21 protein-coding genes and 3 pseudogenes are annotated in these 24518 nt (G+C 42.6%); all 24 read right to left on the reverse strand.

The genetic code is table 11. From position 1 onward, the window contains the following. Positions 1-51: 51 nt before the first annotated feature. On the reverse strand, positions 52-1140 hold the full coding sequence (locus ACW5XC_RS05245) for an LPS O-antigen chain length determinant protein WzzB (protein ID WP_042053010.1): 1089 nt from the start codon (positions 1138-1140) through the stop codon (positions 52-54). A gap of 53 nt (positions 1141-1193) precedes the next feature. After that, complete coding sequence (rfbC, locus tag ACW5XC_RS05250) at positions 1194-1733, reverse strand: dTDP-4-dehydrorhamnose 3,5-epimerase (RefSeq protein ID WP_074042674.1); 540 nt, start codon at positions 1731-1733, stop codon at positions 1194-1196. 186 nt (positions 1734-1919) lie between these two features. Beyond that, positions 1920-2329 (reverse strand): annotated as a pseudogene (locus ACW5XC_RS05255) (integrase core domain-containing protein); the annotation flags it as partial. Between the two features lie 33 nt (positions 2330-2362). Beyond that, positions 2363-3202, reverse strand: a pseudogene (locus tag ACW5XC_RS05260) (IS5 family transposase). 84 nt (positions 3203-3286) lie between these two features. Continuing rightward, the gene (gene rfbA / locus ACW5XC_RS05265) at positions 3287-4174 is read right to left on the reverse strand and encodes a glucose-1-phosphate thymidylyltransferase RfbA (RefSeq protein ID WP_042053007.1); all 888 of its coding nucleotides are present in this window, start codon (positions 4172-4174) and stop codon (positions 3287-3289) included. 114 nt (positions 4175-4288) lie between these two features. Continuing rightward, positions 4289-5176 carry a dTDP-4-dehydrorhamnose reductase gene (gene rfbD, locus ACW5XC_RS05270; RefSeq protein WP_042053006.1) on the reverse strand — a complete coding sequence of 296 codons (888 nt, stop codon included), beginning with the start codon at positions 5174-5176 and terminating at the stop codon, positions 4289-4291. Continuing rightward, on the reverse strand, positions 5176-6285 hold the full coding sequence (gene rfbB, locus ACW5XC_RS05275; RefSeq protein WP_042053005.1) for a dTDP-glucose 4,6-dehydratase: 1110 nt from the start codon (positions 6283-6285) through the stop codon (positions 5176-5178). Before rfbB ends, rfbD begins: the two co-directional genes overlap by 1 nt. Positions 6286-6484: 199 nt before the next feature. Further along, the gene (locus ACW5XC_RS05280; RefSeq protein WP_042053004.1) at positions 6485-8446 is read right to left on the reverse strand and encodes a polysaccharide biosynthesis protein; all 1962 of its coding nucleotides are present in this window, start codon (positions 8444-8446) and stop codon (positions 6485-6487) included. 59 nt (positions 8447-8505) lie between these two features. Continuing rightward, positions 8506-9060, reverse strand: coding sequence for a sugar transferase (locus ACW5XC_RS05285; RefSeq protein WP_042053002.1), 555 nt, complete (start codon positions 9058-9060; stop codon positions 8506-8508). A 2-nt stretch (positions 9061-9062) separates the two neighbouring features. Further along, entirely contained in the window at positions 9063-10028 is a 966-nt protein-coding gene (locus ACW5XC_RS05290; protein ID WP_074042673.1) for a UDP-glucose 4-epimerase family protein, read from the reverse strand. After that, positions 10021-11214, reverse strand: coding sequence for a glycosyltransferase family protein (locus ACW5XC_RS05295; RefSeq protein WP_236727553.1), 1194 nt, complete (start codon positions 11212-11214; stop codon positions 10021-10023). The genes ACW5XC_RS05290 and ACW5XC_RS05295 overlap by 8 nt, the downstream gene beginning before the upstream one ends. Continuing rightward, a complete protein-coding gene (gene wecB / locus ACW5XC_RS05300) occupies positions 11199-12335 on the reverse strand; it encodes a non-hydrolyzing UDP-N-acetylglucosamine 2-epimerase (protein ID WP_235695387.1) in 1137 nt (378 codons plus the stop codon). The genes ACW5XC_RS05295 and wecB overlap by 16 nt, the downstream gene beginning before the upstream one ends. Before the next feature lie 11 nt (positions 12336-12346). Then, positions 12347-13456 carry a UDP-2-acetamido-2,6-beta-L-arabino-hexul-4-ose reductase gene (wbjC, locus tag ACW5XC_RS05305; protein WP_042053000.1) on the reverse strand — a complete coding sequence of 370 codons (1110 nt, stop codon included), beginning with the start codon at positions 13454-13456 and terminating at the stop codon, positions 12347-12349. After that, complete coding sequence (locus ACW5XC_RS05310) at positions 13457-14494, reverse strand: polysaccharide biosynthesis protein (protein WP_042052999.1); 1038 nt, start codon at positions 14492-14494, stop codon at positions 13457-13459. Then, positions 14487-15266 (reverse strand): AglZ/HisF2 family acetamidino modification protein, encoded by a 780-nt coding sequence (locus tag ACW5XC_RS05315; protein ID WP_042052998.1) that lies wholly within the window; start codon positions 15264-15266, stop codon positions 14487-14489. The genes ACW5XC_RS05310 and ACW5XC_RS05315 overlap by 8 nt, the downstream gene beginning before the upstream one ends. Positions 15267-15268: 2 nt before the next feature. After that, the gene (gene hisH / locus ACW5XC_RS05320; protein WP_042052995.1) at positions 15269-15886 is read right to left on the reverse strand and encodes an imidazole glycerol phosphate synthase subunit HisH; all 618 of its coding nucleotides are present in this window, start codon (positions 15884-15886) and stop codon (positions 15269-15271) included. Continuing rightward, entirely contained in the window at positions 15883-17025 is a 1143-nt protein-coding gene (locus ACW5XC_RS05325) for an N-acetyl sugar amidotransferase (protein WP_042052993.1), read from the reverse strand. The genes hisH and ACW5XC_RS05325 overlap by 4 nt, the downstream gene beginning before the upstream one ends. A gap of 3 nt (positions 17026-17028) precedes the next feature. Next, entirely contained in the window at positions 17029-18159 is a 1131-nt protein-coding gene (locus tag ACW5XC_RS05330; RefSeq protein ID WP_074042672.1) for a glycosyltransferase family 4 protein, read from the reverse strand. Beyond that, entirely contained in the window at positions 18140-19312 is a 1173-nt protein-coding gene (locus ACW5XC_RS05335; protein WP_080771371.1) for a glycosyltransferase, read from the reverse strand. Before ACW5XC_RS05335 ends, ACW5XC_RS05330 begins: the two co-directional genes overlap by 20 nt. Beyond that, on the reverse strand, positions 19302-20396 hold the full coding sequence (locus ACW5XC_RS05340) for a hypothetical protein (protein ID WP_042052992.1): 1095 nt from the start codon (positions 20394-20396) through the stop codon (positions 19302-19304). The genes ACW5XC_RS05335 and ACW5XC_RS05340 overlap by 11 nt, the downstream gene beginning before the upstream one ends. Before the next feature lie 121 nt (positions 20397-20517). Then, complete coding sequence (locus ACW5XC_RS05345) at positions 20518-21693, reverse strand: lipopolysaccharide biosynthesis protein (RefSeq protein WP_143182590.1); 1176 nt, start codon at positions 21691-21693, stop codon at positions 20518-20520. Positions 21694-21716: 23 nt separating this feature from the next. Beyond that, on the reverse strand, positions 21717-22736 hold the full coding sequence (locus ACW5XC_RS05350) for an NAD-dependent epimerase/dehydratase family protein (protein WP_074042670.1): 1020 nt from the start codon (positions 22734-22736) through the stop codon (positions 21717-21719). Positions 22737-22825: 89 nt separating this feature from the next. After that, on the reverse strand, positions 22826-24103 hold the full coding sequence (gene tviB / locus ACW5XC_RS05355; RefSeq protein ID WP_042053032.1) for a Vi polysaccharide biosynthesis UDP-N-acetylglucosamine C-6 dehydrogenase TviB: 1278 nt from the start codon (positions 24101-24103) through the stop codon (positions 22826-22828). A 122-nt stretch (positions 24104-24225) separates the two neighbouring features. After that, a pseudogene (locus tag ACW5XC_RS05360) lies at positions 24226-24476 on the reverse strand (NAD-dependent epimerase/dehydratase family protein); the annotation flags it as partial. Positions 24477-24518: the final 42 nt, after the last annotated feature.

Genomic DNA, 24518 nt, shown 5'->3' on the forward strand with positions numbered 1-24518 from the left:
GAAGTCATATCCAAGTGAATAGCATTCAAACTCTATGCTCAAACAAAAACATCATGCCCCTTCTGATCGATGAAAGGCATGCCGTACCAGCACAATCGCAACGCCTAACATACCACCCAGCAGGGTTGCCAATACAATAATTAGCGGACGTTTTGGGTTGTCACGGGTAAACGGTTCTTCCGGTGAGTCGATCATGTTAAACGACGCAAACTCAACATTTTGAAGTTTCAATGCCTTTAAACTACTTAATTGCAGACGAATCTTCCCTAATTCAGGGTTAAGCAGTTCAGGGTCTTTAATCTCATTCAATATGCTCAACTTTTCAGCTAACCCTTTAGCACCTAGCTGAATATTGAAAATTTCTTGGCTATCGATCCGTTCAAGAGGCACATCTACACCGGCCGCCTTACTGATACGCAAACTATATCTAACCCGCTGAAGCTCTTCCTGCCTTTTCAACAATGTATCAGTTTTGACATTGTCATATTGTGCAGCCAGAGTTTTTATTCTGTTCTGCCATATGGATTGTAATTCTGCATTTTTGCGTTTGAGTTGCTGCTGTTGAACAAATTCAATATATTTTTTCAGTCGCTGCAGAGCAAGCGCAGGCGTTTCAGCAGAGACATTTAAAGTTATATCTTGGCTTATTTTATCCAGAGCCTTAGCAGATATGGAATCAGCTAACTTACTCATTAACAGAAGTTCACTGCGCTTATCGGATACTCCTGATTTCTCCATCTCGGCCGCGTAGACACCATCTTGTGTCAAAAATGCCCGCTTATTATCCATGCTATTAAATGCTGAAATAAAACTTTTGTAAATAGCGGATTTCTCAAGCGAAGAAAATACAGCTGCCGATGGAGGTGCCCCGTAGTTGGACATTATTACTTGTATTTTATCCACAGCCAATTGTAGTGCCTCTACTTGAGATACTGATGGCTCCGAAATAAGGGCCTGACTGGTCCATACCTGACGCGCAGTCATGGCGTAAAAAATACCCGCAACAGCAAACGCACCGGTTACTAACAATATCAATACTTTTTGACGCCACAGCACAAGCAGCAGCTCTCGCAGATCGATCTCGTCTGATGCGGGTGCCTGCGTCCACTGGCTAGGAATAACCGGTGTTTTCTCGCTCATTTTTTCTCTCTCTCGAATATCTATATTAAAATGACTGACAACAGTAAATAGTACTAAGGCATATCGATGAAATCGGTCGCCAGGCGATCTTTATCAGATAGCAGCAAGGGAAATTGCTCAGATAACGGCCATGTTATCGCCAGATGCGCGCTATCCCATCGAATAGCAGCTTCATCATCGGGAAGATAATAATCGCTGCATCTATAAAAAACATCCGCACTGTCACTTAGCACATAAAAACCGTGCGCAAAACCGGGCGGGATCCAGATAAGTTCCCCTATATCTGCATTTAATAGACAACCCAGCCATTGTCCATACGTAGGAGACGCGGGTCTAATATCAACCGCCACATCAAAAATGCTACCGCTGATGACCTGTACCAGCTTACCCTGTGGTCGGCTACGCTGGTAATGCAAACCACGCAATGTGCCCCCAACAGAACGGCTCAGATTGTCTTGCACCAGCGGATAATGGCCGCAGTGTTGTTCAAACTCATCTTGACGAAAACACTCGCGAAACTGACCACGATGATCTGAAAAAGTAGTGGGCGTAAGGATTATCACCCCTTCCAACGATGTTGTACGATATTGCATTGATAAATCCACCTAGAAAAGAATCTATTGAGCTCTTGCTGACTTTTTAAGTATCAGAACAGTAGCTTGACAGCTTCTCCTTCTGCTCGCAAATTTCTCTAAATAGCGGTTCCGAATAGTAGATCACAGGAGGAAAGGAACTCAGTCCAGTTGATTTGACTCCATAGTTCCAAACACTTTTCCCGCTTAGGGTTGTGATACCCAACTGCGCAGAAATTCCCGAGGTGAGCGGTATCCCAAGGCACTGTGCGGGTAGTGCTCGTTGTAATGCTCGAACGCGATGGCTAAATTGCCTACCGCAGTCCGGTTTTGGCATCATCTCGATATAGTCGCGCTTCACCGTCTTCACGAAGCTCTCCGCCATTCCGTTGCTCTGTGGACTTCTCACCGCCGTTGTTCTGCTACCACCCGATTTCTCGTACAAACGCTCGGGTCTCATAGGCTCGATACGCCGAACCATTATCTGTCAGCCACTCTACTGGGAATGTAGGCAATACATCCCCAAAGCGACGTTCGACAGACCTCGGCATGATATCTTGCACTGTGCTGCTATCGTAACCTCCTGTGCTGGCGGCCCAGCCCAATGTGTAGTGGTCAACTAAATCCGGGCACTTGGTTAGGCTGCGTTCTCAAAATGCTGGTTTTCTGTCCACCAATAGTTCCCGTAAGTAACGAAGGCAGAAAGGCAGCAAAACTTCCCGCCAGCTTTTCATACCGCGTTGAGGATCGGCGAAACTTTTTCAGCCATCCGAAGCACCGTTCGACCACATTTCTCCTACGATAACGAGCTTTGTCTAGCACCAGTGGACGTCCCTTATGGGGCCGTTGCTGGTCGCTGCGTTGCGGGATAACCACTTTTATCTTTCTACTCCGGAGTTCAGCCCGCAGAGCCCTTCTGCTATAGGCCTTATCTGCGGCAAGATAAGTTGGCCGAGTGCGATAAAGGCCTGATGAAGTCGGGATCCTTGCCATGACCAACGCACTTATCGCATATCTGATTTCTGCTGATTGCCCCAGCGAAAGGCAAAACCCCAGCGGTAAACCATTACCATGAGTGACCAAGTGAATTTTGCTGCCAAAACCACCACGAGAGCGACCAAGAGCTTGATTTACCGGAGTGCTTTTTTAGGCGATCCGGCAGCATCTTTTGATGCCCTGACATTGGAACAGGTCAAAGTCGATAAGCCCTTCTTCATTGAGATGCAGTTGCAGCGCAGCGCAGCGCAGCGCAGCAAGTATGGCATCGATATGACCTGTATCAGCCAACGTCGAAAGGTGTTGTAGACCGAGCTCCATGGGCCAAAACGTTCTGGTAGATCTCGCCAGGGTGCGCCGGTGTGAAGTATCCAGAGAATACCATCAAGCACTTGGCGTGGCTCACGAGTAGGGAGTCCTCTTATGCGGCAGCATAGAGGAAGGGGCTCGATAAGCCCCCATTGCTCATCGGTCAACTGATAACGACGGGACACTGCACAGTGTCTTAAGCTGTTGAGAAGATTTGAGATTTGAGATTTGAGATTTTATAATTATCACTTTAAGAACACAGCCTTGCGTCACAAATCAGACCGCGTGGTGAGCAACCGTAGCAGGTATTGACCATATCCATTTTTCGCCAGCGGATTGGCAAGCGATCTCAACTGGTCGGCATCGATAAATCCCTTGCGTAAGGCGACCTCCTCTGGACACGCAACCTTTAATCCCTGACGCTTTTCGATGGTCTGAATAAAGTTGCTCGCTTCAATCAGGGCTTCATGAGTGCCGGTGTCAAGCCAAGCATAGCCGCGCCCCATTATGGCGACCGTCAATTGCCCTGTTGCAAGGTAGTGATTGCTGAGATCTGTTATTTCCAGCTCCCCACGTAGGGACGGCTTCAGGCTCTTGGCGATCTCCACCACACTGTTGTCATAGAAATAGAGGCCGGTGACCGCATAGTTGCTCTTTGGCTCCAGTGGCTTCTCCTCCAGAGAGATAGCGGTACCCTCTTTATCAAATTCCACCACCCCATAACGCTCGGGGTCATGCACATGGTAGGCAAAGACGGTAGCGCCACTCTCTTTGGCCGCTGCGGCCTCCAGTTGCCTCTGCAAGTCGTGACCGTAGAAGATGTTGTCCCCCAGCACCAGCGCACAGGGGTCTGACCCGATAAACTCTTCACCCAGAATAAAGGCTTGTGCCAACCCGTCCGGTCTTGGCTGGACCTTGTATTGCAGGTTCAGCCCCCACTGGCTGCCATCCCCAAGCAATTGCTCAAAGCGAGGAGTATCTTGCGGTGTGCTGATGATCAAAATATCGCGAATACCGGCCAGCATCAGGGTGCTGAGCGGGTAGTAGATCATCGGCTTGTCATAAATGGGCAGCAGCTGCTTGCTCACCGCCATGGTGACCGGATAGAGACGGGTGCCTGAGCCACCGGCCAGAATGATGCCTTTACGTTTGGTCATGATGCTTGTTTCTTATTTTTAAATTGCAAAAGAAAAAGGTGGCTTGCAGCCACACCTTTTACGTTTTATCTCTTGCCAGCCAAGGATGCACTCAACACATCCCTGACCAGGGATTTACTTGCCGAGGATCTCGGTCAACATCCGCTCTACACCGACGGTCCACTCCGGCAGCACCAGATCGAAGGTGCGCTGGAATTTGCCAGTATCAAGGCGGGAGTTATGGGGGCGTTTGGCCGGGGTCGGGAAAGCGCTGGTCGGCACCGCATTGAGTTGCGTCACTGCCAGTTCAACCCCGGCCTCTCTGGCTTTGGCAAACACCAGCTGGGCGTAATCAAACCAGGTTGTGGTACCGGAGGCAATCAGATGGTACAGCCCGGCGACCTCGGGTTTGCGCTGCGCCACGCGAAGAGCATGGGCAGTACAATCGGCCAGCAACTCGGCACCGGTCGGGGCACCGAACTGGTCATTGATGACCGACATCTCGCTACGCTCTTTGCCAAAGCGCAGCATGGTCTTGGCAAAGTTGGCCCCCCGAGCGGCGTAAACCCAGCTGGTGCGGAAGATCAGGTGACGGGAACAAAGCGCGGCCCCTTGCTCACCCGCCAGCTTGGTTTCGCCATAGACGTTAAGCGGGGCGGTTGCATCGGTTTCCACCCAGGGCCGCTCACCGCTGCCATCGAATACATAGTCGGTGGAGTAATGCACCAGCCAGGCACCCAATGCTTCCGCTTCTTTGGCTATCGCTGCCACGCTGGTCGCGTTGAGCAGCTCGGCAAACTCCCGCTCACTTTCGGCCTTGTCGACTGCAGTATGGGCCGCGGCGTTGACAATCACGTCCGGCTTGATCAGACGTACAGTGTCGGCCACCCCCGCCGGATTGCTGAAATCGCCGCAATAGTCAGTGGAGTCAAAATCTACCGCAGTGATGCGGCTCAGTGGTGCCAGTGCTCGTTGCAGCTCCCAGCCTACCTGGCCGTTTTTGCCAAACAGCAGAATATGCATCAGGCACGCTCCCCATCGTTTTGTTCAATAGAGGAATAGTGCTGTTCAATCCAAGATTGGTAGGCGCCGCTCTTGACGTTGCTGACCCACTGCTGGTTATCCAGATACCACTGCACGGTTTTGCGAATACCGGATTCAAAGGTCTCTTGCGGTTGCCAAGCAAGCTCACTGCTCATCTTGGTCGCATCGATGGCATAGCGGCGATCGTGACCTGGGCGATCCGCCACATAGGTGATTTGATCGCGGTAAGAACTCGCTTTCGGCACCATCTCGTCCAGCAAATCGCAGATGGTGTGTACCACCTCCAGATTCTGCTTCTCATTATGACCGCCGATATTGTAGGTCTCCCCCACCAAGCCCGTGGTTACCACCTTGTAAAGCGCGCGCGCGTGGTCCTCCACATAGAGCCAGTCACGGATCTGGTCGCCCTTGCCATAGACCGGCAACGGCTTGTCATCCAGCGCATTGAGGATGACCAGCGGGATCAACTTCTCGGGGAAGTGATAAGGGCCGTAGTTGTTGGAGCAGTTAGTGACCATCGTGGGCAGGCCATAGGTGCGGCGCCAGGCGCGCACCAGATGGTCGCTGGAAGCCTTGGAGGCAGAATAGGGACTGCTGGGGGCGTAGGGGGTGGTCTCAGTAAAAAGCGGCAATGGTTCATCGGCAGCCACTTCATCCGGATGGGGCAGATCACCATATACCTCGTCAGTGGAGATATGGTGGAAGCGGAAAGCCGCCTTGCGTACCTCGTCCAGACCGTTCCAGTAAGCGCGAGCCGCTTCCAGCAACATATAGGTGCCGACGATATTGGTCTCGATAAAGTCAGCCGGGCCTGTGATGGAGCGGTCAACATGGCTTTCGGCAGCCAGATGCATCACGGCATCCGGCTGGTGCAGGGCAAACACCCGATCCAGCTCGGCACGGTTGCAGATATCCACTTGCTCAAACACATAACGCTCGCTTGACGATACATCGGCCAGGGATTCCAGATTGCCAGCATAGGTGAGTTTATCGAGATTGATAACGGAATCTTGGGTATCACGGATAATATGGCGCACCACGGCAGAACCGATAAAGCCGGCACCACCGGTCACGAGGATTTTTAACATATTTAAGCGATAATTTCTGCAATATAAGGGTGACTTACAATACATGGTTGAAAGCCACACACTGAAAGCGCATTGTCCCTGATGGGGACGGAGGATAGCGTCGGCCCAAACAAGCTATTGATCCTCAACATGTTGTCCCTCTGTCCATTTATCAACCCCATCATTCACGCAAAATGGTGCGTGCCGTAAGGCAAGCCGTTTAATGCATCGGCTGATGACTCTCTGAATTAAGAAAATCAATGTCCTCGACCACACCTAGGCTAGGTTCATGCGACAAAGTATTTTTTGCCTGCCACACCAGATCACAGATCCCGTCGGTAGGATTAAAACCGGTAGGCATACTTAACAGCAGGCTACGGATCTGCTCATGATCAAAGCGGAAACACGCGCTATCGAGCTCGGCCAAAAACGCCCGCAGTTGTGGCCATGGCAACATCGATTCTGAGGCTTTCATTATCCGGGGATGGGCAGTGCCCTCAACCTGCTCACCAATTAATAACTCTTCAAATAGCTTCTCACCGGGGCGCAAGCCGGTGATTTTAACCTCGATATCACCTGTGGGGTATTTGTCGCTCTTGAGCTTCAGGCCACTCAAACGAATCATCCGGTGCGCCAAATCAATGATCTTCACTGGCTCTCCCATGTCCAACACAAACACATCCCCACCCTGCCCCATGGCTCCCGCCTGGATCACCAATTGCGATGCCTCGGGAATGGTCATGAAATAACGAATGATGTCGGGGTGGGTCAAAGTCAAAGGGCCACCATCGCGGATCTGCTTACGAAACAGTGGCACAACAGAACCTGAAGAGCCCAGAACATTACCAAAACGCACCATACAAAAGCGGGTTTTCTGCTGCGCAGCTGCCAACGATTGCAGCACCAGTTCTGCCAATCGCTTGGTGGTACCCATGGTATTAGTGGGACGCACCGCCTTATCAGTCGAAATCAAAACAAAGGTTTCAACCTTGGCTCTGATAGCCGCCTGAGCACAGTAAAGAGTGCCAAAAACATTATTGCGCACCCCCTCAACCACGTTGTATTCAACCAAAGGGACATGCTTGTAAGCCGCTGCATGGTAAACCGTCTGGATCTGGAAGGTACTCATCACCGCTTGCAAACGATGTTGCCGCTGCACCGACCCCAGCAGTGGCACTATCTCAACCTGCAACCCTTCTTGCCGGCTTATTTCTTGCAACTCTTTATCAATGGCATATAGACCATATTCAGAAAGTTCAAACAACACTAGTTGCGCAGGGTTGCAACGGATTATCTGGCGACACAATTCAGAACCGATGGAGCCGCCCGCTCCCGTCACCATTACCCGTTTACCAGATATATTGGCATTGATCAGTTCAGGGATCGGGGCAACAGCATCACGCCCCAGCAAATCCTCAATACTGACCTCTTTAAGCTCATCGATATGAGCATTTCCCTCAACCAGATCTGCCATACCAGGGATAGAGAGAACCTCACATGGGCACTGCTCCAGTCGATTGATCACCGCTTGCCTGACACTACGAGAAGCACTCGGCATAGCCAGCAAGATTTTTTTAATATCAAAGCGCTCAATCAATGCCTCGATAGCGTCAGTACTGTGAACGTTCACCCCCTGAATCACGGTCTTTACCAATGCGGAATCATCGTCGACAAACGCCACTGGCAGGTACTCCTGACCTTGATTCAACGCAAGTTGCAACTGCCGCCCAGAAGAACCTGCACCATAAATCAGTACCGCCACTCGTTGCTGACCACTTCGCTGAACCAGAGCCCGGAAAAACAGCCGCACCCCACCGATCAGCAACACCGAAAAAGCAAAATAGATAACAGAAACAGTACGAGGAAGTGGAACACCCATAAAAAACGCCAGCATAACCAACGACATCGTGGAAAGTAGAGCACCAAGCGACACAGTCCACAACACCTTGAAACCGACATAACGCAATACAGCGCGATACAGCCCCAACCGTATGAATATAACGATAGTGATCGGTAGTAACAACGCCAGCATTTGCCAGTGCAGCAGACTCTGCAATGGAATATTGTCATCAAGGCGTACCCAATAACCGCCCCAGAATGCCAAAGTTAGCAATAGCAGATCAGCACAGACGCTAATTCCCCGTTTATAAACACGGGGTATAGCCAAGAAAGAGGTCAACATAATGGCATCATCTCGTTAATAGCGGTAAGTAAGATAAGGTGAAGCTACTCGGTACAAGATTATTTGGATCCAACTGCATCGCCTGCACCGCAACCAGTTGCAGTCATGATGATATAACGAAAGTAGCTAGTTAAGGTGAGGGTATCAATCATCTGCCGATCTATTTTGGCAAGCAATGCAGGGGTCGACATATCGATATTTTGTACCTGTGCCAAGCCGGTAATCCCAGGTAACACCTCATAAACCCCTAAGGCATCCCGCTCATTTATCAGCTCCTCCTGATTAAAGAGATTAGGTCTCGGCCCAACCAAACTCATCTCACCTTTAAGCACATTGATTAGTTGTGGAAGTTCATCAATTTTAGTCTTGCGTAGAAAGGCACCTAACTTGGTGATCGAACTTGTGCTCGCCAAGTGGCTCGCCACCGACTGGGTATCGACCGACATAGTACGAAATTTAATCAACTTGAATGGTTTTTTGTAACGCCCAACACGTTCTTGTACAAAAATGGGGGAACCTGTGTCAAATAAGCCAATAAAGCTAACGATGAGCAACACTGGCCATAACAACAGTAGACCGAATAATGCGGCGAGAAAATCTAAGAGACGAAACATGATTACCTGCTACTTTTTGATTGAAGAAATGCAACTGCTGTTTTTTTAAACCCCTCTTGCATTGTTTCTTTGGGTATCCAATCTAGGGTTTCTTTCGTATGGGTGATATCAACCTGCAATGAGCCGGTCAATCTATCCACTATATCCGACTTGCTAAATAGCTTACCAGCCACCGCATAGCACCAGACAGGAACAGGTATTTGCCACGTTGGTTTTCCAAGTGCTATCGCCATTTCACGGACCATCTCTGATGTTGAAACATCATGGTCATCTGAAACCAAGAAAGTTTGATTTGCAGCTTTAGGATGTTCAATACAAGTAATGATCAAATCAACTAAATTCGTAACCGAAACCAAGCTTCTCTTATTATTACAAATACATGCGAAAGGAAGTGGGATACCTTTCAAGACAATACCCAAAAGCGATGCAAAATTTGCTTTAACTGCAGGTCCATAGACCAAAGTTGGCCGAATGATAACAACTTCCATGCTTGTCTCTCGAGACAGTTCGAACAACGCTTGCTCAGCTTCCATCTTCGATTGTCCATATGCATCTAAAGGTGCTGGTATATCAAATGCAGTGAATTTAGGCTTACTTGTTGTTGACTCACCATTGACTTTAATTGAGCTGATGAAAATAAATCGTTTGACTCCATACTTTACAGCTTGCTGTGCAAGATTCAAAGTTCCGGCGACATTGACTCGTCTGTATTCAGACAATGGGTCAGGAACATCGTCCGACATAATATGAGCTCGAGCAGCACAATGAATAACCGTATCGGTATCTCTAAGTGCAACAGAAAAATCCGTAGCACCATTAACGTCACCGACAAAGATAGTGTTTACATCAGTCTCGGGTGTATCTTTCCTAGTAGTCACAACCACTTGAATTTCTGACTGTTTTTTTAGCCTTGCTAGCAAAGTTGAACCAACGAAACCTGTCGCACCGGTAAGTAGAACCTTAGCCATGTTCAAGTCCTCTATCACCCACAACCAACTCAGTCAAATCATTCACAAATACATCAAAGCCTAGGCGAGCTTTCAAGATATCTCGATCCATGTTGAGCTGCACATTACTATATTCATCATGTTCAATGGCAAAGAAAAATTGGCGTAGTGAGTCAACGCAGGGTTCAACAACGACACCAATAGCATTTGTTGTTACCCATTTTGCAACGCTGGTATTACAACCACAAACAGCAATAATCTTTGCTCCGGCAAGAATATAAGACGAAGACTTGCTAGGAAATGCAAATTTAGTTACGTCATCCTCAATGGGCAGTAGTGCCCATTCATAGTCAGCACTTAACTGTGCGGCTTCTGATGCAGAAACCAACCCTTTGTAGGTAACATTGACATGCTTTTCCGCAAGCTTCTCCAACTCACCAGCATATACGCCAGCCCCAGCAAATACAAAGGGTAATGTCCCACCAGCTTGACAATACTGATCAATCGCCTGGATTATCAGGGGTATACGTTGCAAGCGTCCCGCATTGCCACAAAAGGTAAAGCCAACCTTTTTAACATCAGGAACAATAACATGCTCAAAGGAAACAGATGGATTAACAAGAGTTTTGATCGGTACTCTTGTTGAAGAGCGCTCTTTTATTTGTTCAGCCATTTGATCTGTAATAGTGATCAGCGAATCCGCACTTCGCATTGTAAGTGAGTCCATGGACTTTAACAGGCGAAACAACATTGGCTGAACAGGCATGACAACATTCGCGGCCTCAGGATGTATATCCTGTAAGTGATAAACAAATTGCGCACGAAAAAGCTTGCAATAAATCATTACAATAAAAGGAACCAATACTGGAGGATCAGTAGAAACGTATACCTTCTTCGGACGCTTAAGCAATAAAATGGAAAATACCCACAACATGAAATAAACAGCATCTGCTACACGACGAAGAATGCTACTACCTGAAACAGAAAGCGCATGACAAGGGTAAAAATTAACACCCAAGCCACGCTTCTCGCGTGTAAGATACGCTTTAATTCCGGCATGATCCTGCAAAATAACACCCACGTTTTTGGATAGTGATTGTTGTTCGGCGAAGCGCATAAGCGCTTCACCGATAACAGGGTAAACCGGCCAGAAACTGCGATTAATAATCACCAAATCTAAACGTTTAAGCATTAATACTGTTTCCATACAGTACGCATCACATAATCCCGATAGCTATGCACAATTCGTACGATCTTATCGGAAACATTTGGCATGCTGTAATCATATACGGGGCGTAATAACCGCTCATCACCCATAGGTTGCGAGTCCAAAACCTGTAACGCTTGTAATACCCGCTCAATCTCGAGCCCAACCATCATCACCGAGGCTTCTTCAAACGCTTCCGGGCGCTCATGGGCTTCCCTGATATTCAGCGCAGGAAAGTTCATGATAGAAGATTCTTCACTTATAGTCCCACTGTCGGAGAGCACTGCCTTGGCGGATTTCTGCAGTTTGTTATAGTCATGAAAACCTAATGGCTTTAACAACTGTACCAAGGGGTTAAACTCAAGCCCTTGCTCCTCGATACGCTTACGGGTTCGTGGATGGGTGGAAACAATCACTGGATAGCCATATTTTTCAGCCAAACCATTCAAAATCTGGCCCAACTTTATCAGATTTTTTGGTGAATCGACGTTCTCTTCACGGTGAGCGCTGATCACAAAAAATTTGCGTGCTTCGAGTTGCAAGCGGCTTAATATATCTGAGCCGTCAATCTGCGACATATAGTTGTTGAGCACTTCAAACATCGGGCTACCGGTTTTAATGACGCGATCAGCAGGTATACCCTCTGCCAGTAAATAGTCACGAGCAATGCTGCTGTAGGTCAAATTAATATCGGCGGTGTGATCCACAATGCGGCGGTTAATTTCCTCCGGTACGCGCATATCAAAGCAGCGATTACCAGCCTCCATATGGAAGGTGGGAATTTTACGGCGCTTGGCCGGGATGACCGCCATACAACTGTTGGTATCACCGAGCACAAGCATGGCATCGGGGTTAACCTCAGCCAATACCTTATCCACTCCGATTATCACATTCCCTATAGTTTCAGCTCCGGTGCTGCCTGCTGCACTCAAAAAATAATCTGGCTTGCGCACGCCAAGGTCGTCAAAAAAAACTTGGTTTAATTCAAAATCATAATTTTGGCCTGTGTGTACCAAGATATGGTCGCAATGTTCATCTAACGCGGCTAGCACTCGCGATAAACGGATAATTTCTGGGCGTGTGCCCACGACTGTCATTACTTTCATTTTGTTTTTCATCATAGTCAACAGGCTCATGCTAATGGGCAGGCAATAGTGTCAGGCTTGCTACGGTCAAAAATCTCGTTTGCCCACAGCATTACGATTAACTCTTCGTTACCAATATTAGTGATATCGTGCGTCCAACCTGGTACGGTTTCGATAATTTTATTCTCATCAGCATCAACGGTGATTGAATACTCCTCACCGGTAATGATCTGCTTAAAGCGATATTTCGCAACCCCTTTAATCACTAAAAACTTTTCATTTTTGGTGTGATGATAATGGCCACCACGAGTCACTCCAGGATGAGCGGTGAAAAAAGAAAATTGCCCTGTAGATGGGGTTTTTAACATTTCAACAAAGCTGCCACGTGGATCGGTATAACCCGGTACAGTATAGGCAAAGTCACTGGGTGAAAAATAACTTAAATAGGTAGAATATAGGGCTCGCATTAGCCCAATCCCAACCTCTTCAGTGGTCAAGTTAATCCGGCTTTGTTTAAATTTCTGCAAAGTCTCAGCCACAGCCCCTACAGTGGTGTGATAAACAGGCTCTACGTCTTTATAACCACCTTGTTGATAATCATCCCTTAGCAAATTGATAAAGCTGGCACACACATCATCGATATAGACCAACGCTAAAGGCGCATTAGCATCATGTATTTTGATGGGTAAATCATGCACGGTATTGTAACAAAAAGTAGCAACTGCCGAGTTATAGTTTGGGCGACACCATTTACCAAACACATTGGCCAAGCGATACACATACGCTTGGCTACCCGTTTGATGCATATAATCAAGAGCGACTTGCTCTGCTGCCGCCTTGCTTTTTCCATAGGCATTGTCGCGATCAGCTTGAATGGATGACGTTAATACAAGCGGGATGCGGCGGCCAGTCTCACTTAACAAGGAAACCAGGCGTTGGGTTAAATCGGTATTGCCTTGGGAAAATTCAATTTCATCTTTAGGTCTGTTCACACCAGCCAAATGAAATACAAATTCGGTTTTGGCAACCATATCTGCGAGATCAGCATAAGAATGGTCTTGCTCAAAACATGTCACATCCGTAAAGCCTTGTTCGGCTAAAAATATCCGCAGGTTTTTGCCAATAAATCCATTGGCGCCAGTGACAAGAATTTTCATTTATACTCCTTCTGGCACGATCAGACTGCCAGCCTCAATATCCCTGATAAAATCGAGTTTATGCAGCAGTTTGACCATACCGGCTACATCTAAACGCTCGGTGTTGTGAGAATTGTAATCTTCAACAGCCGACAAATCCTTTTCACCTTCTTCGTTGTACTTGGAGTAGTTCAAATCACGATTATCGGATGGAATACGGTAATAGCCGCCCTGATCTTCAGCCACAAACATCTCTTCACGGCTACACAGGGCCTCATAGAGCTTTTCACCATGGCGGGTGCCAATCACATTGACCTGATGGTCAGGTTTTTTGGTGATTTGCAGCAACGCATTAACCAGCACATCGATAGTGGCCGCTGGTGCTTTTTGAACAAAGATGTCGCCGTTGGTGCCATGTTCAAAGGCGTGCAACACCAGATCGACCGCATCATTGAGCGTCATCATAAAACGTGTCATGTTTGGATCGGTAACGGTCAGCGGATCACCGTTGATGATTTGACGCAAGAACAAGGGGATTACCGAGCCACGGGAAGCCATCACGTTGCCATAACGGGTAGTACTGATTACTGTCTTGGCCGGATCAACGTTACGTGATTTAGCTACGATCACCTTTTCCATCATCGCCTTGGAGATCCCCATGGCATTGATAGGGTATACTGCTTTGTCGGTGCTTAAACAAACAATCCGTTTAACTTCATTTTGAATCGCCGCTTCCAATACATTCTCAGTACCCAATACGTTGGTCTTCACCGCCTCCATTGGGTAAAACTCACAGGAAGGAACCTGTTTTAGCGCGGCTGCGTGATAGATATAATCGACACCACGAGTAGCATTAAGAATACTCCGATAATCGCGCACATCACCAATATAAAATTTCAACTTTGAATTATTATATTTTTTACGCATATCATCTTGCTTTTTTTCATCGCGAGAAAAAATGCGAATTTCTTTTATATTTGTTTCCAAGAAACGATCTAACACTGCATTACCGAATGAACCAGTACCACCGGTAATCAGGAGGATTTTATTATTAAACATGACATCTTCCATATATTTTTTCGTATTTCTTAGTTTGAGAAGGATAGTTTATTAAAACAGCTCGATATGAACCTTTGAAAACAAATAGACTACCAGCAGCAACGCCTAAAAGACCATTTTCGAAAACAACATCCCCAAGATCATCTAAACTTCCAGCGCCCCCCATAACAGTAAAAGGAACTAAACACACCGATTTCAACATCTTAATAACATCCATCGGCATGCCTTTCATTGTACCTTCATGATCAATAAAATTGATAACTATTTCACCGGCACCTAAAGCTTGCATTTTAGTTATAACATCGAGCGGATTACATTTTGTGTTATGTTTACCGTTGTGAATCCAAACCTCATAATTCTTACTAAACAATTTTTTCTTGACATCTAAAACGACTACAACACTCTGACTACCAATTTCAGTAGCCATTTCAGAGATCAGTTGTGGATTATTCAATGCGGCAGCACTAACTGCAACTTTCTCAACACCTAGAGAAGATATTCGCTTCGCTTGTTCTACCGTTTTCACACCACCACCATAACACAGCGGCATCCGGCACTCTGCAGCAAGTAATCGGATACGCTCATAATTTGGCTCAAGATTTTGAACTGTTGCATCAATATCTAAAACAACAAGTTCATCAGCCTCTTTTTCATTGAAAATTCTAACAGCATTAATCGGATCACCTATATACTTAGCATCTTTAAACTTAGTAGTTTTAACTAAACCGTTATCATGGATAAGCAAACAAGGTATTAATCTAGGTCTGAGCATAATTATAACTCCGCAAAATTCCTTAATAATTGCTCGCCAAAATGATGGCTTTTCTCTGGATGAAACTGTACACCAAATATATTACCCTTGCTCACAGCACAGCTAAAAGAAATACCATAATCACATTGCGCGATACAAAAATCAGAATGCTCAGGCTCAAAATAATAGGAATGTAAAAAATAAAAACGTGCATCATCAGACGCAAAGTTCTTAAACAATGGTGCATTTTTATCCGCTACAACATCATTCCATCCCATATGAGGCATTGGTAAGTTAGTATGTGCTAAAACATGTTTTAACGAACGAACATGCCCAGGAATCCACCCTAGCCCGGGTTCGATACCTTCTTCACTTGCAAAGGCGAGCATTTGCATGCCAACACAAATACCTAGTATTGGTACTTTGTCATGGATCACCCTGTTAATTACAGCATCTCTCATAGGAGATGCATTAAAAAGCTGCATAGCATGGTCAAAGTGGCCAACACCAGGGAGGATAAGCTTATCAGCTTGTTCAATATGCTCTATAGTCTTCGCGACAATTACCGGAATATGTAAACGCTCGTAGAGATTCAAAAAAGCCTGTAAATTACCAATACCATAGTCAATGAGTGCTATCATCTGTAATGTCTTCTTTCTATTCCCAGAAAATTAATTAACTTAGCGCCAAGCTGAATCAACCAAAGCTTATTTTTATAATCTCGATAAGTTTTGTTAGGTTGATAAAATATATTTTGCAATTCATCAACTGTCAAACCCAGTTTATTTGCAATATATTTAAACTCATTTTTCATGAACTCTTCAGATAATTCAGGCTTCGCAATACGCTCTAAAGCTTGCTCACGCGTCATCTGCCCAGTCATAATTAAACTTGAAAAATGCGCTCGACGTTTTTCATAACCAAATTTACGTGGCATCCAATAATCTTCATAAAAACGAGTAAAACGCGACTCATGATGTTTATGTTGAAATGGCAACCAACCATATTTTTCCTGTAATAATTTTTCAGCATCTTTCTTTATATAAGGCACAAGGTTTAATGGTTTAAAGACCTTCATACCTAATACTTGATGGTGAAATACTTTGTAGACTAACACATCAATAATAGGAAAACTCTTTAACTTACGCTTTCCAAACTTTTTATGAATATCAGCAATAAAGGTTTTATCAATACCAGGGTAAGCCCCCCATTCATTTGGTTCACGACAACATTCGGTTGAATAATTACCGCCAGTTAAAACGTATTTAATTTTATTTTTACGTGCAAATTGATAAAGCGCTGAGAAAAAAGCACAATCCTGAGGAATATCTTGATCCGGAATACCTGATTTTAGGAATGCAACCTGTAAGTCCTTCATTTCTTCCCAGTTGATTACTTCGGTATATAAGTCAAGCCCCAAACCATCAACTAACTTTTCAATATTACCAACAGCTTGATCGGTATTCCATCCAGCATCGACATGAAATAATAATGGCCTCAGTCCCATAATTTCCTTGGCCACATAGGCAGTGTAAGAACTGTCTAAGCCACCACTCAAACCAATAATACAATCGAAATCTTTACCCCTTCCTTCCTTCTTAATCAACTCAGCAGCACTCATTAAGGCCGCATATCCTTGCTGCTCTGAAAGCCAGTTAGGCATTATATTCAAGTCAAAATTATTACAGTGATCGCATTCACCTATACTTGAAAATTTAATTTGTGAATCAGTAGTATCCATAATACAACGGGAACAAATTTTATTGCTTTCTGATGACATGTTTCACCTATTTACTAAATTGGCAGTATCGATCAAATATTTTAAAGTCTCTTTAGAACAACGGTTCCAAGAATACTTCGCAGCAAGATCAAATGCTAATGCAGCCTGCTCCCTTGCAATTATTTTGCTGGAACAGATCTCAATCATTGCAGCTTTAAGAGATTCGGGTAACTCCGGATCAAAAAATATTCCTTTTTCACTCATAACTTCAGGCATCGGCCCTCTATTGGAACAAATAATAGGTAGACCTGATGCCATTGCTTCTATAAGTGTATTTGGCATATTTTCACAACTTGAAGAAAAAATAAATATATCATTTTTTTTCAATAAATCAGGTATATTGGAATGTGCAATAAAATCAAGAATTGTTACCGAATGGCTTCCATCATCAAAGTCTGACATTGCCTTTAAAACTTTATCGGCACACGGCCCAGTTCCCGCTCCTACTAATGTTAAATGCGCATCTTTTCCAGTCGCTTTTCTATATTGATAAAAAGCGTCAATAACATGCCACTGATGCTTATATTTATCAGCATTTGAGACATATATGAATTTTGGATTGATGATATCAATTTCATCTTGTGGCAACTGTCTAAAATTCTCACTTACACCATGCGGGATGACAATGGCATTATTCAAAGGGCCAGTATATTTACTTATAACACTTTTTGCATAATTAGTTAAAAAAATACACCCGACAGATTGTTTTAATGAGAAAATCTGAAGATACTTTAATAAAAAAAGCCGGAGCCATGACTTTGAGAAAAAATATCTTGCCATTTCACCATCTTCGAAAGACAACATATCTCGGCTCATTACAACTGACGGAGAAAAACGACAGACAGTTCCTGCATCTGTAGACAGTAGTATATCAACTTTGTTTTTCCGTAGCTCTTTTGGTAACGTAAAACGTTGCCAAAAAATCTGCTTTAGTAAATTACCTTCTATTTCATCAGGTGTATGAATAACAAGCCAAGGTTTCTTAGAAATTTTATTAGCCAGTTCTTTATATGTCCAAAGATGGATTTTTATAAATTCGTCGCCATCAGGCTCAATTGAATCCAACACCCCAATCAAATGTGCTTTTGAACCTCCGGAACGATTTCGTGATGCATCAATTCCTATACTGAACACAACTCACCCCTTTAATAAATGCACTAATTTCATGTGTGTAATTTTCACGGCTGAAATATTTCATAGCATCTTTGGATATAGAACTCCTTACAAACTGTCGATTAATAATTGAGTCTGCTATAAAAGAAATATTATCTGGCGGTGAAACAATTCCACCATGGATATCTTTAACTACTAATGAAATATCACCAACATCATTGAGTATAATTGGACAACCATTAACTAGACTTTCCATACCCTTTGTTGGAAAGCCAGCTTTTGCATATCTTTTATTTTCCCTAAACAAAACCGAAAAGTCGGATTTTTTGTATAATTCAAATACTTTTTCTCGACTTAATAAACCATAGAAAACTAGATTAGATTTCACATTATCGAAACTGAGACCATTCTCTCGGGCCATATCAAGGAATGCTTCTTTTTTAGGGCCGACTATATGAAAAATAACTTTTTTTCCTAATTTAATTTCAAGTTCATGTATGCCTTTAATAAAATCAATGAGCAGATCTTTCTTCCCTGGTTGACCTGCATAAATAAAATCTATGGTAGATTTACCAACTTCTTTACTAAAGAAGGACTCTCTATCGCAAGCATTGTGGCTGAGAGGATAACATCTCATGACATTCACAGAGCCCCTCGATTTAAAATAGTCCTCCAAAAATTTGCTAATGACTATGATATTATCGAACATTGGATAAACAATCTTCATTCTAATCCAATTTTCAATCGATACTAGACCGTATTTACCACCGATAAGATGTGAAGATTCATACCATTCTGTTATATCTAGAGCAATTTTTCTTCCAGATAATTTTGCCCATAATAACATTAACAATGAAAAGTATGCTGGGGGGTTATATAAAATATACAAGTCAAACCTGTTATTCTTTCTTATCCATTTAAAGGTTTTAGTACCTCTAAAAATGAATCCAATAAGTCGCCTGATGGCATTACTTTCCCTTCCATCATTAAACTCATTTTGGGGATGACATTGATAACCATCATAAGTATAAGTTTTATTATTACTCTCCCATCCAGCGATTTCTATATCACATCCACGTTCACTAAATAATTTACAAACCCCATTGACTCTAAATGCGGCTGCATCTATATCTGGATATCTGAATGAGCCTGTATATAATATTTTATTTATCATTTTTCTTAACTATCTCAGATTGATAAAAATAACCAAGCACCATTATAGGTAATATCAACATTAGATAACGCGCATTTATTGTGGGATTTAATAACCAGCATATAAAAAAACTATACGTTAGCAAGAAGTACACCTTTAACTCAGAATTCAATGTCACTTTAATATTAAAAAGAGACCTAAAGAAAAAGAGAAATGATAATATTTCCAAGGGTAATGTTAATGCCCTTAATCCTGCCGCCAAATCTAACCCCTCATCACTGAAAACATAAATCAATGATTGTGGAACACTGAGAAAATACTGAATTACCCTCACTGGGTTTAGTAGTAAATTACCAATATAGTATTCGCTATTTAACATCATCAAAAAACTAGAAAAACCACTACCCATACTCTCTGCTGAGATTAACTGTAGATTTGCAGAAATATGTCCAGCTGCCAATGATGTTATAATATATGATATTATAACCCAAAATAGAGTATTCTTTACATTAATTAGAAACAAAAACGTAAACAAGCATAATGCTAGTTGTTGCCTAACCAAAAAAGCTATCGGTATAATTAATAGTATATTAATGTAGTGCCTTTTAATCCCAAAATACAAAGTATATATAAGGATAAAAATTGTTAGCATATCTTTATTGACAAGCTGTATAAAATAAACAAAAGAAAAATTTAAAAAAAACACTAAACATGCTAAATCTGGTAATTTATGTCTAGAGCATACTTTGTTATAATAAAAAAATGCAAGCCACAAAACCATCAAATTAAATATAAGCGAAAAAACATAAATATCAATAACTGAAGATATTTGTGTTTTTTCATATATCAGATGGTAAATGAAGGCAATCCCAAAATCATTATTTAGCTCGTAACTTACTTCATTGTTCGAAAGATACTCAAGTTCTTGTATATATATTCTGTGATCGTGTAAATTCACCAATGTCCCCACACGCTCAACCGAATCACTCACATTTGAGATAGCAACGTCATAGTATATATTTAAATATAGAATACTAAGTATAGCCAAGAAAAAAAAGATCGGAAATTGCAATATCAACCTGTTATAAACACTATATTTTTTCATAGCTAATAATTTCTTAAATTTTGTGATTAATATAACGCGAACGTTGCTTATTCTTTTCTTTTTTCAGTCCTGCTCAACTTCTACTTTTATTTATAAACATTATATTTCTTTAATCAAAAAGTTATTCTTTACCAACTTTAGCTAGCAGCAATATGATAGTAATCACGGAAAAGATAAAATTAGTCACAACAATTGAAGTTAGATACACTATTTCATTACTATTTATCATGATAAATAGTAAATACATACATATTAGATACAGCATATCAATCATAAGTAGATTTCGTTGTATAGAAAAAACCCTATAAGATAACCTATATACAGATGTAGCAAGAAATATCATCCCCCATACAACCATAATAGGTATCATCTTTATTGCTATAGACCACTTATCACCTAATAGAATACTGTATAAAGGTTGAACGAGAAATGCTAATAATGAAACAAATATCAATACTATAACAACGTTAATTAATCGAATACTCCTAATATAGGTAATAGACTCCAGTCGAGACATATCACCCATTTTCGCATAGAGTACTTGGCAGATACTAGAGGACACTAATACAACTGGAGCCCACACTAACCTACTTGCCATGCCATAGTTTCCTGATGCTATCTCTCCAAATTTGTGATCTATAAAGTATAATGGTAAAAAAAATGCACTAATGGCAACTAGCTCTGAAAAACTTCCATAGATATAAAAATCCTTTCTTTCTTTATATATCTTTAAAAGCTTTCGCTTAATGGACTTTATATTAAAAATGATATCTCTATAGTTATTAACAAATAGGCATTGAACCAACACTTCTGCCAGTAATACTGCCCATATTATCGAATACTCCAACTTCACTTTAGAAAATAAAATCTGCAATAATACAGTAAACAGTGCCCTTGCTATCATTACTAATGATATATAGCCAAAGCATTTATTTGAACTTAAATATGATATGTTCAAATTATAATACGAAAGCAGCAAACCCAGCAACACCCCAAATACCAGTTCGCAACTTTTAGCTAACAATGCGATAAAAATAAAAACTATAGATAACAAAAGTATTTGCATGAAAATTGATGAAAATACCAATTCCCTTTTTCTTTTCTCCGCAGTAAGTGGTATTACATGATGTAGTTGCCAAGACAGCATCACAGCAACAATTGTTGCTATTGACTGGACTATCGCTAAGCTTGAAAATTCCTCCGGATTAAATAATCGAACCAAAAGAAATAACCCGCAGAATTGGATTAGCTGTGCTAATCCATTTCCCGAAAGAATTTTTAACACATTTTTCAACAAGATAAATACCAACTATGTTAGTTCTAGATATTATTTATATACCACTTGATAGCTCTTCTTATCCCTTCATTAATACGAATCTGATCTGAATAATGCAATTTATCTTTGGCCTTACCGATATCAGCTTGTGAATGCCTAACATCACCGACTCTAAAAGCACGATAAACAGGATCTTTACTAAAAATAATACCATTTTCATTCAATGCGTTTCTTATCGCAAAATAAAGCTCATTCAATGTTGTCCTATCTCCAACAGCGACATTATAAATCTCATTTTTATGTTCCTGTTCTGCTGTTGCAGATAAAATGTTCATCTGTACTACGTTATCAACGTAACAAAAATCTCGGCTAGTTTCACCATCTCCATTAATGAAGATATCTTCACCTTTTATCATTGCCGCTGTCCATTTAGGAATAACTGCAGAATACGAACCATTTGGATTTTGACGACGACCGAACACGTTGAAGTAGCGTAAACCGATTGTTCTAAACCCATAAGCACGAGCATATACACCTGCATACAGTTCATTCACATATTTAGTTACAGCATAAGGCGACAGCGGATTGCCTATATTGTTTTCCACTTTAGGTAAAGCAGGATGGTCACCATAAGTAGAGCTTGATGCGGCGTAAGTAAAGCTTTGTACTTGTTCTTCTTTCGCAGCTTGCAGCATATTCAGAAAACCAGTAATGTTGGCTGAATTCGTGGTGAGTGGATCAGCAATTGAGCGAGGTACAGATCCAAGCGCTGCTTGATGTAAAATATAATCGACACCTTGAACAGCTTGTTCGCAGGTTGCATAGTCACGGATGTCACCTTCTATAAAGTGAAAATTAGCCCACTGTTCAGCAGAGACTAGTGATTTCACATCATCAAGGTTATGCTTATATCCAGTGGAAAAATTATCTAGACCAATTACATTTTGATTTAATTTTAGTAGCTGCTCTAATAGATTAGAGCCGATAAAGCCTGCAACACCTGTTACTAACCAAGTTTTTGGGGATTTAATTAGTTGTTGTTGAACATTAAAGTATTGAGACATAGACAGATCCTGTTATATTAAAAATCATGTAAAATTAAAAGACTAAACAAGCACTTGTTCTTGCTTAGTCTTTGCTTATATATTTTTATTTACAGGCGCATATCAATATTTTGCTTATCAAGAATGTATTTTAGATCGTACAAAACATGTTCATTCTTGCCCAGTGAGCGAATAGTTTGCGCCCCCATTTCACGAAACTCTTTATGTGCAACTGCCATGATGATCGCATCATAGTGGTTTACCTTGGGATGTTCACACAGACTTAAACCATACTCATTCTGGGCTTCGTTGTTTGAACACCATGGGTCCATGATATCAACATTAATGTTGTACTCTTTTAGCTCAGAGACAATATCCACTACTTTGGTATTACGTAGATCAGGGCAGTTTTCTTTAAACGTAAGTCCCATGACCAATACATTAGCTCCTTCAACTTGGATGCGTTTTTTGAGCATTTTTTTCACCAGTTGAGAAACCACATACTGACCCATACCATCATTGAGACGACGTCCAGCCAAAATCATTTCAGGATGATAACCGACACTTTGCGCTTTATGAGTTAGATAGTATGGATCGACACCTATGCAATGACCTCCAACCAAGCCAGGGCGAAATGGTAAAAAGTTCCACTTAGTCCCTGCAGCTTCAAGCACTTCAAGGGTATCAATACCGAGCTTATTGAAGATAATCGATAACTCGTTGATCAGCGCAATATTGACATCACGCTGAGTATTCTCTATAACTTTTGCTGCCTCAGCAACTTTAATACAAGAAGCTTTGTGCGTACCTGCAACAATGATTGATTTGTAAAGTTGATCAACGAACTCCGCCACTTCAGGGGTTGATCCACTAGTGACTTTTAAAATATTGGTGACTCGGTGATGTTTATCACCAGGGTTAATCCGTTCTGGTGAGTAACCAGCGAAAAAATCTTCGTTAAATTTCAAGCCTGATACGCGCTCTACTACGGGAATACACTCCTCTTCAGTTGCGCCTGGGTAGACTGTAGATTCATAGATGATAACATCGCCTTGCTTGATCACTTTACCAAGAGTTTCCGATGCTTTGATTAGCGGATTTAAATCTGGCTGCTTATGTTGATCAATCGGTGTCGGAACAGTAACAATAAAGACATTACAATCAAGAATATCATTTAGTTCACAGCTATACCGAAGAAAAGCAGCAGACTTCAACTCTTCAGGTGAGCATTCGAGAGTTGAATCTGCACCACTTGCTAACTCGGCAACCCGCATGCGATTAATATCAAAACCGACTGTATTAATTTTCTTACCAAACTCGACAGCTAATGGTAGTCCAACATAGCCCAAGCCGATAATAGCAATTCTCACATTTTCTATTTTAAACATAAAAAACATCCCCAATATTTATTTTCATTAGATAGATTAGATTCTTGATATTAAGGAACATTTTGATTGGTTTTAAAAATGACCAACTCAAAATCAGCCTCTGAATGCCAAACAAGTTCACAGCTCTTCATGGCTAGGTGCATCATAAAATCCGGTGGTATAGGGAAAACATCCACTCCAGCTCAGCACGACTGCAGATATCCACCTACTCAAACGCATAACGCTCGCTTGTCGATACATCGGCCAGGGATTCCAGATTGCCGGCATAGATGAGTTTATCGAGATTGATAACGGAGTCCTGAGTATCACGGATGATATGGCGCACCACAGCAGAGCCGATAAAGCCTGCACCACCGGTAACAAGAATTTTCATTGATATGCGTTCTCTTGCGAGGAGTTGATATGGATGCGGTTG

The sequence above is a fragment of the Aeromonas sp. 25-AL00135 genome (genome assembly GCF_054052385.1).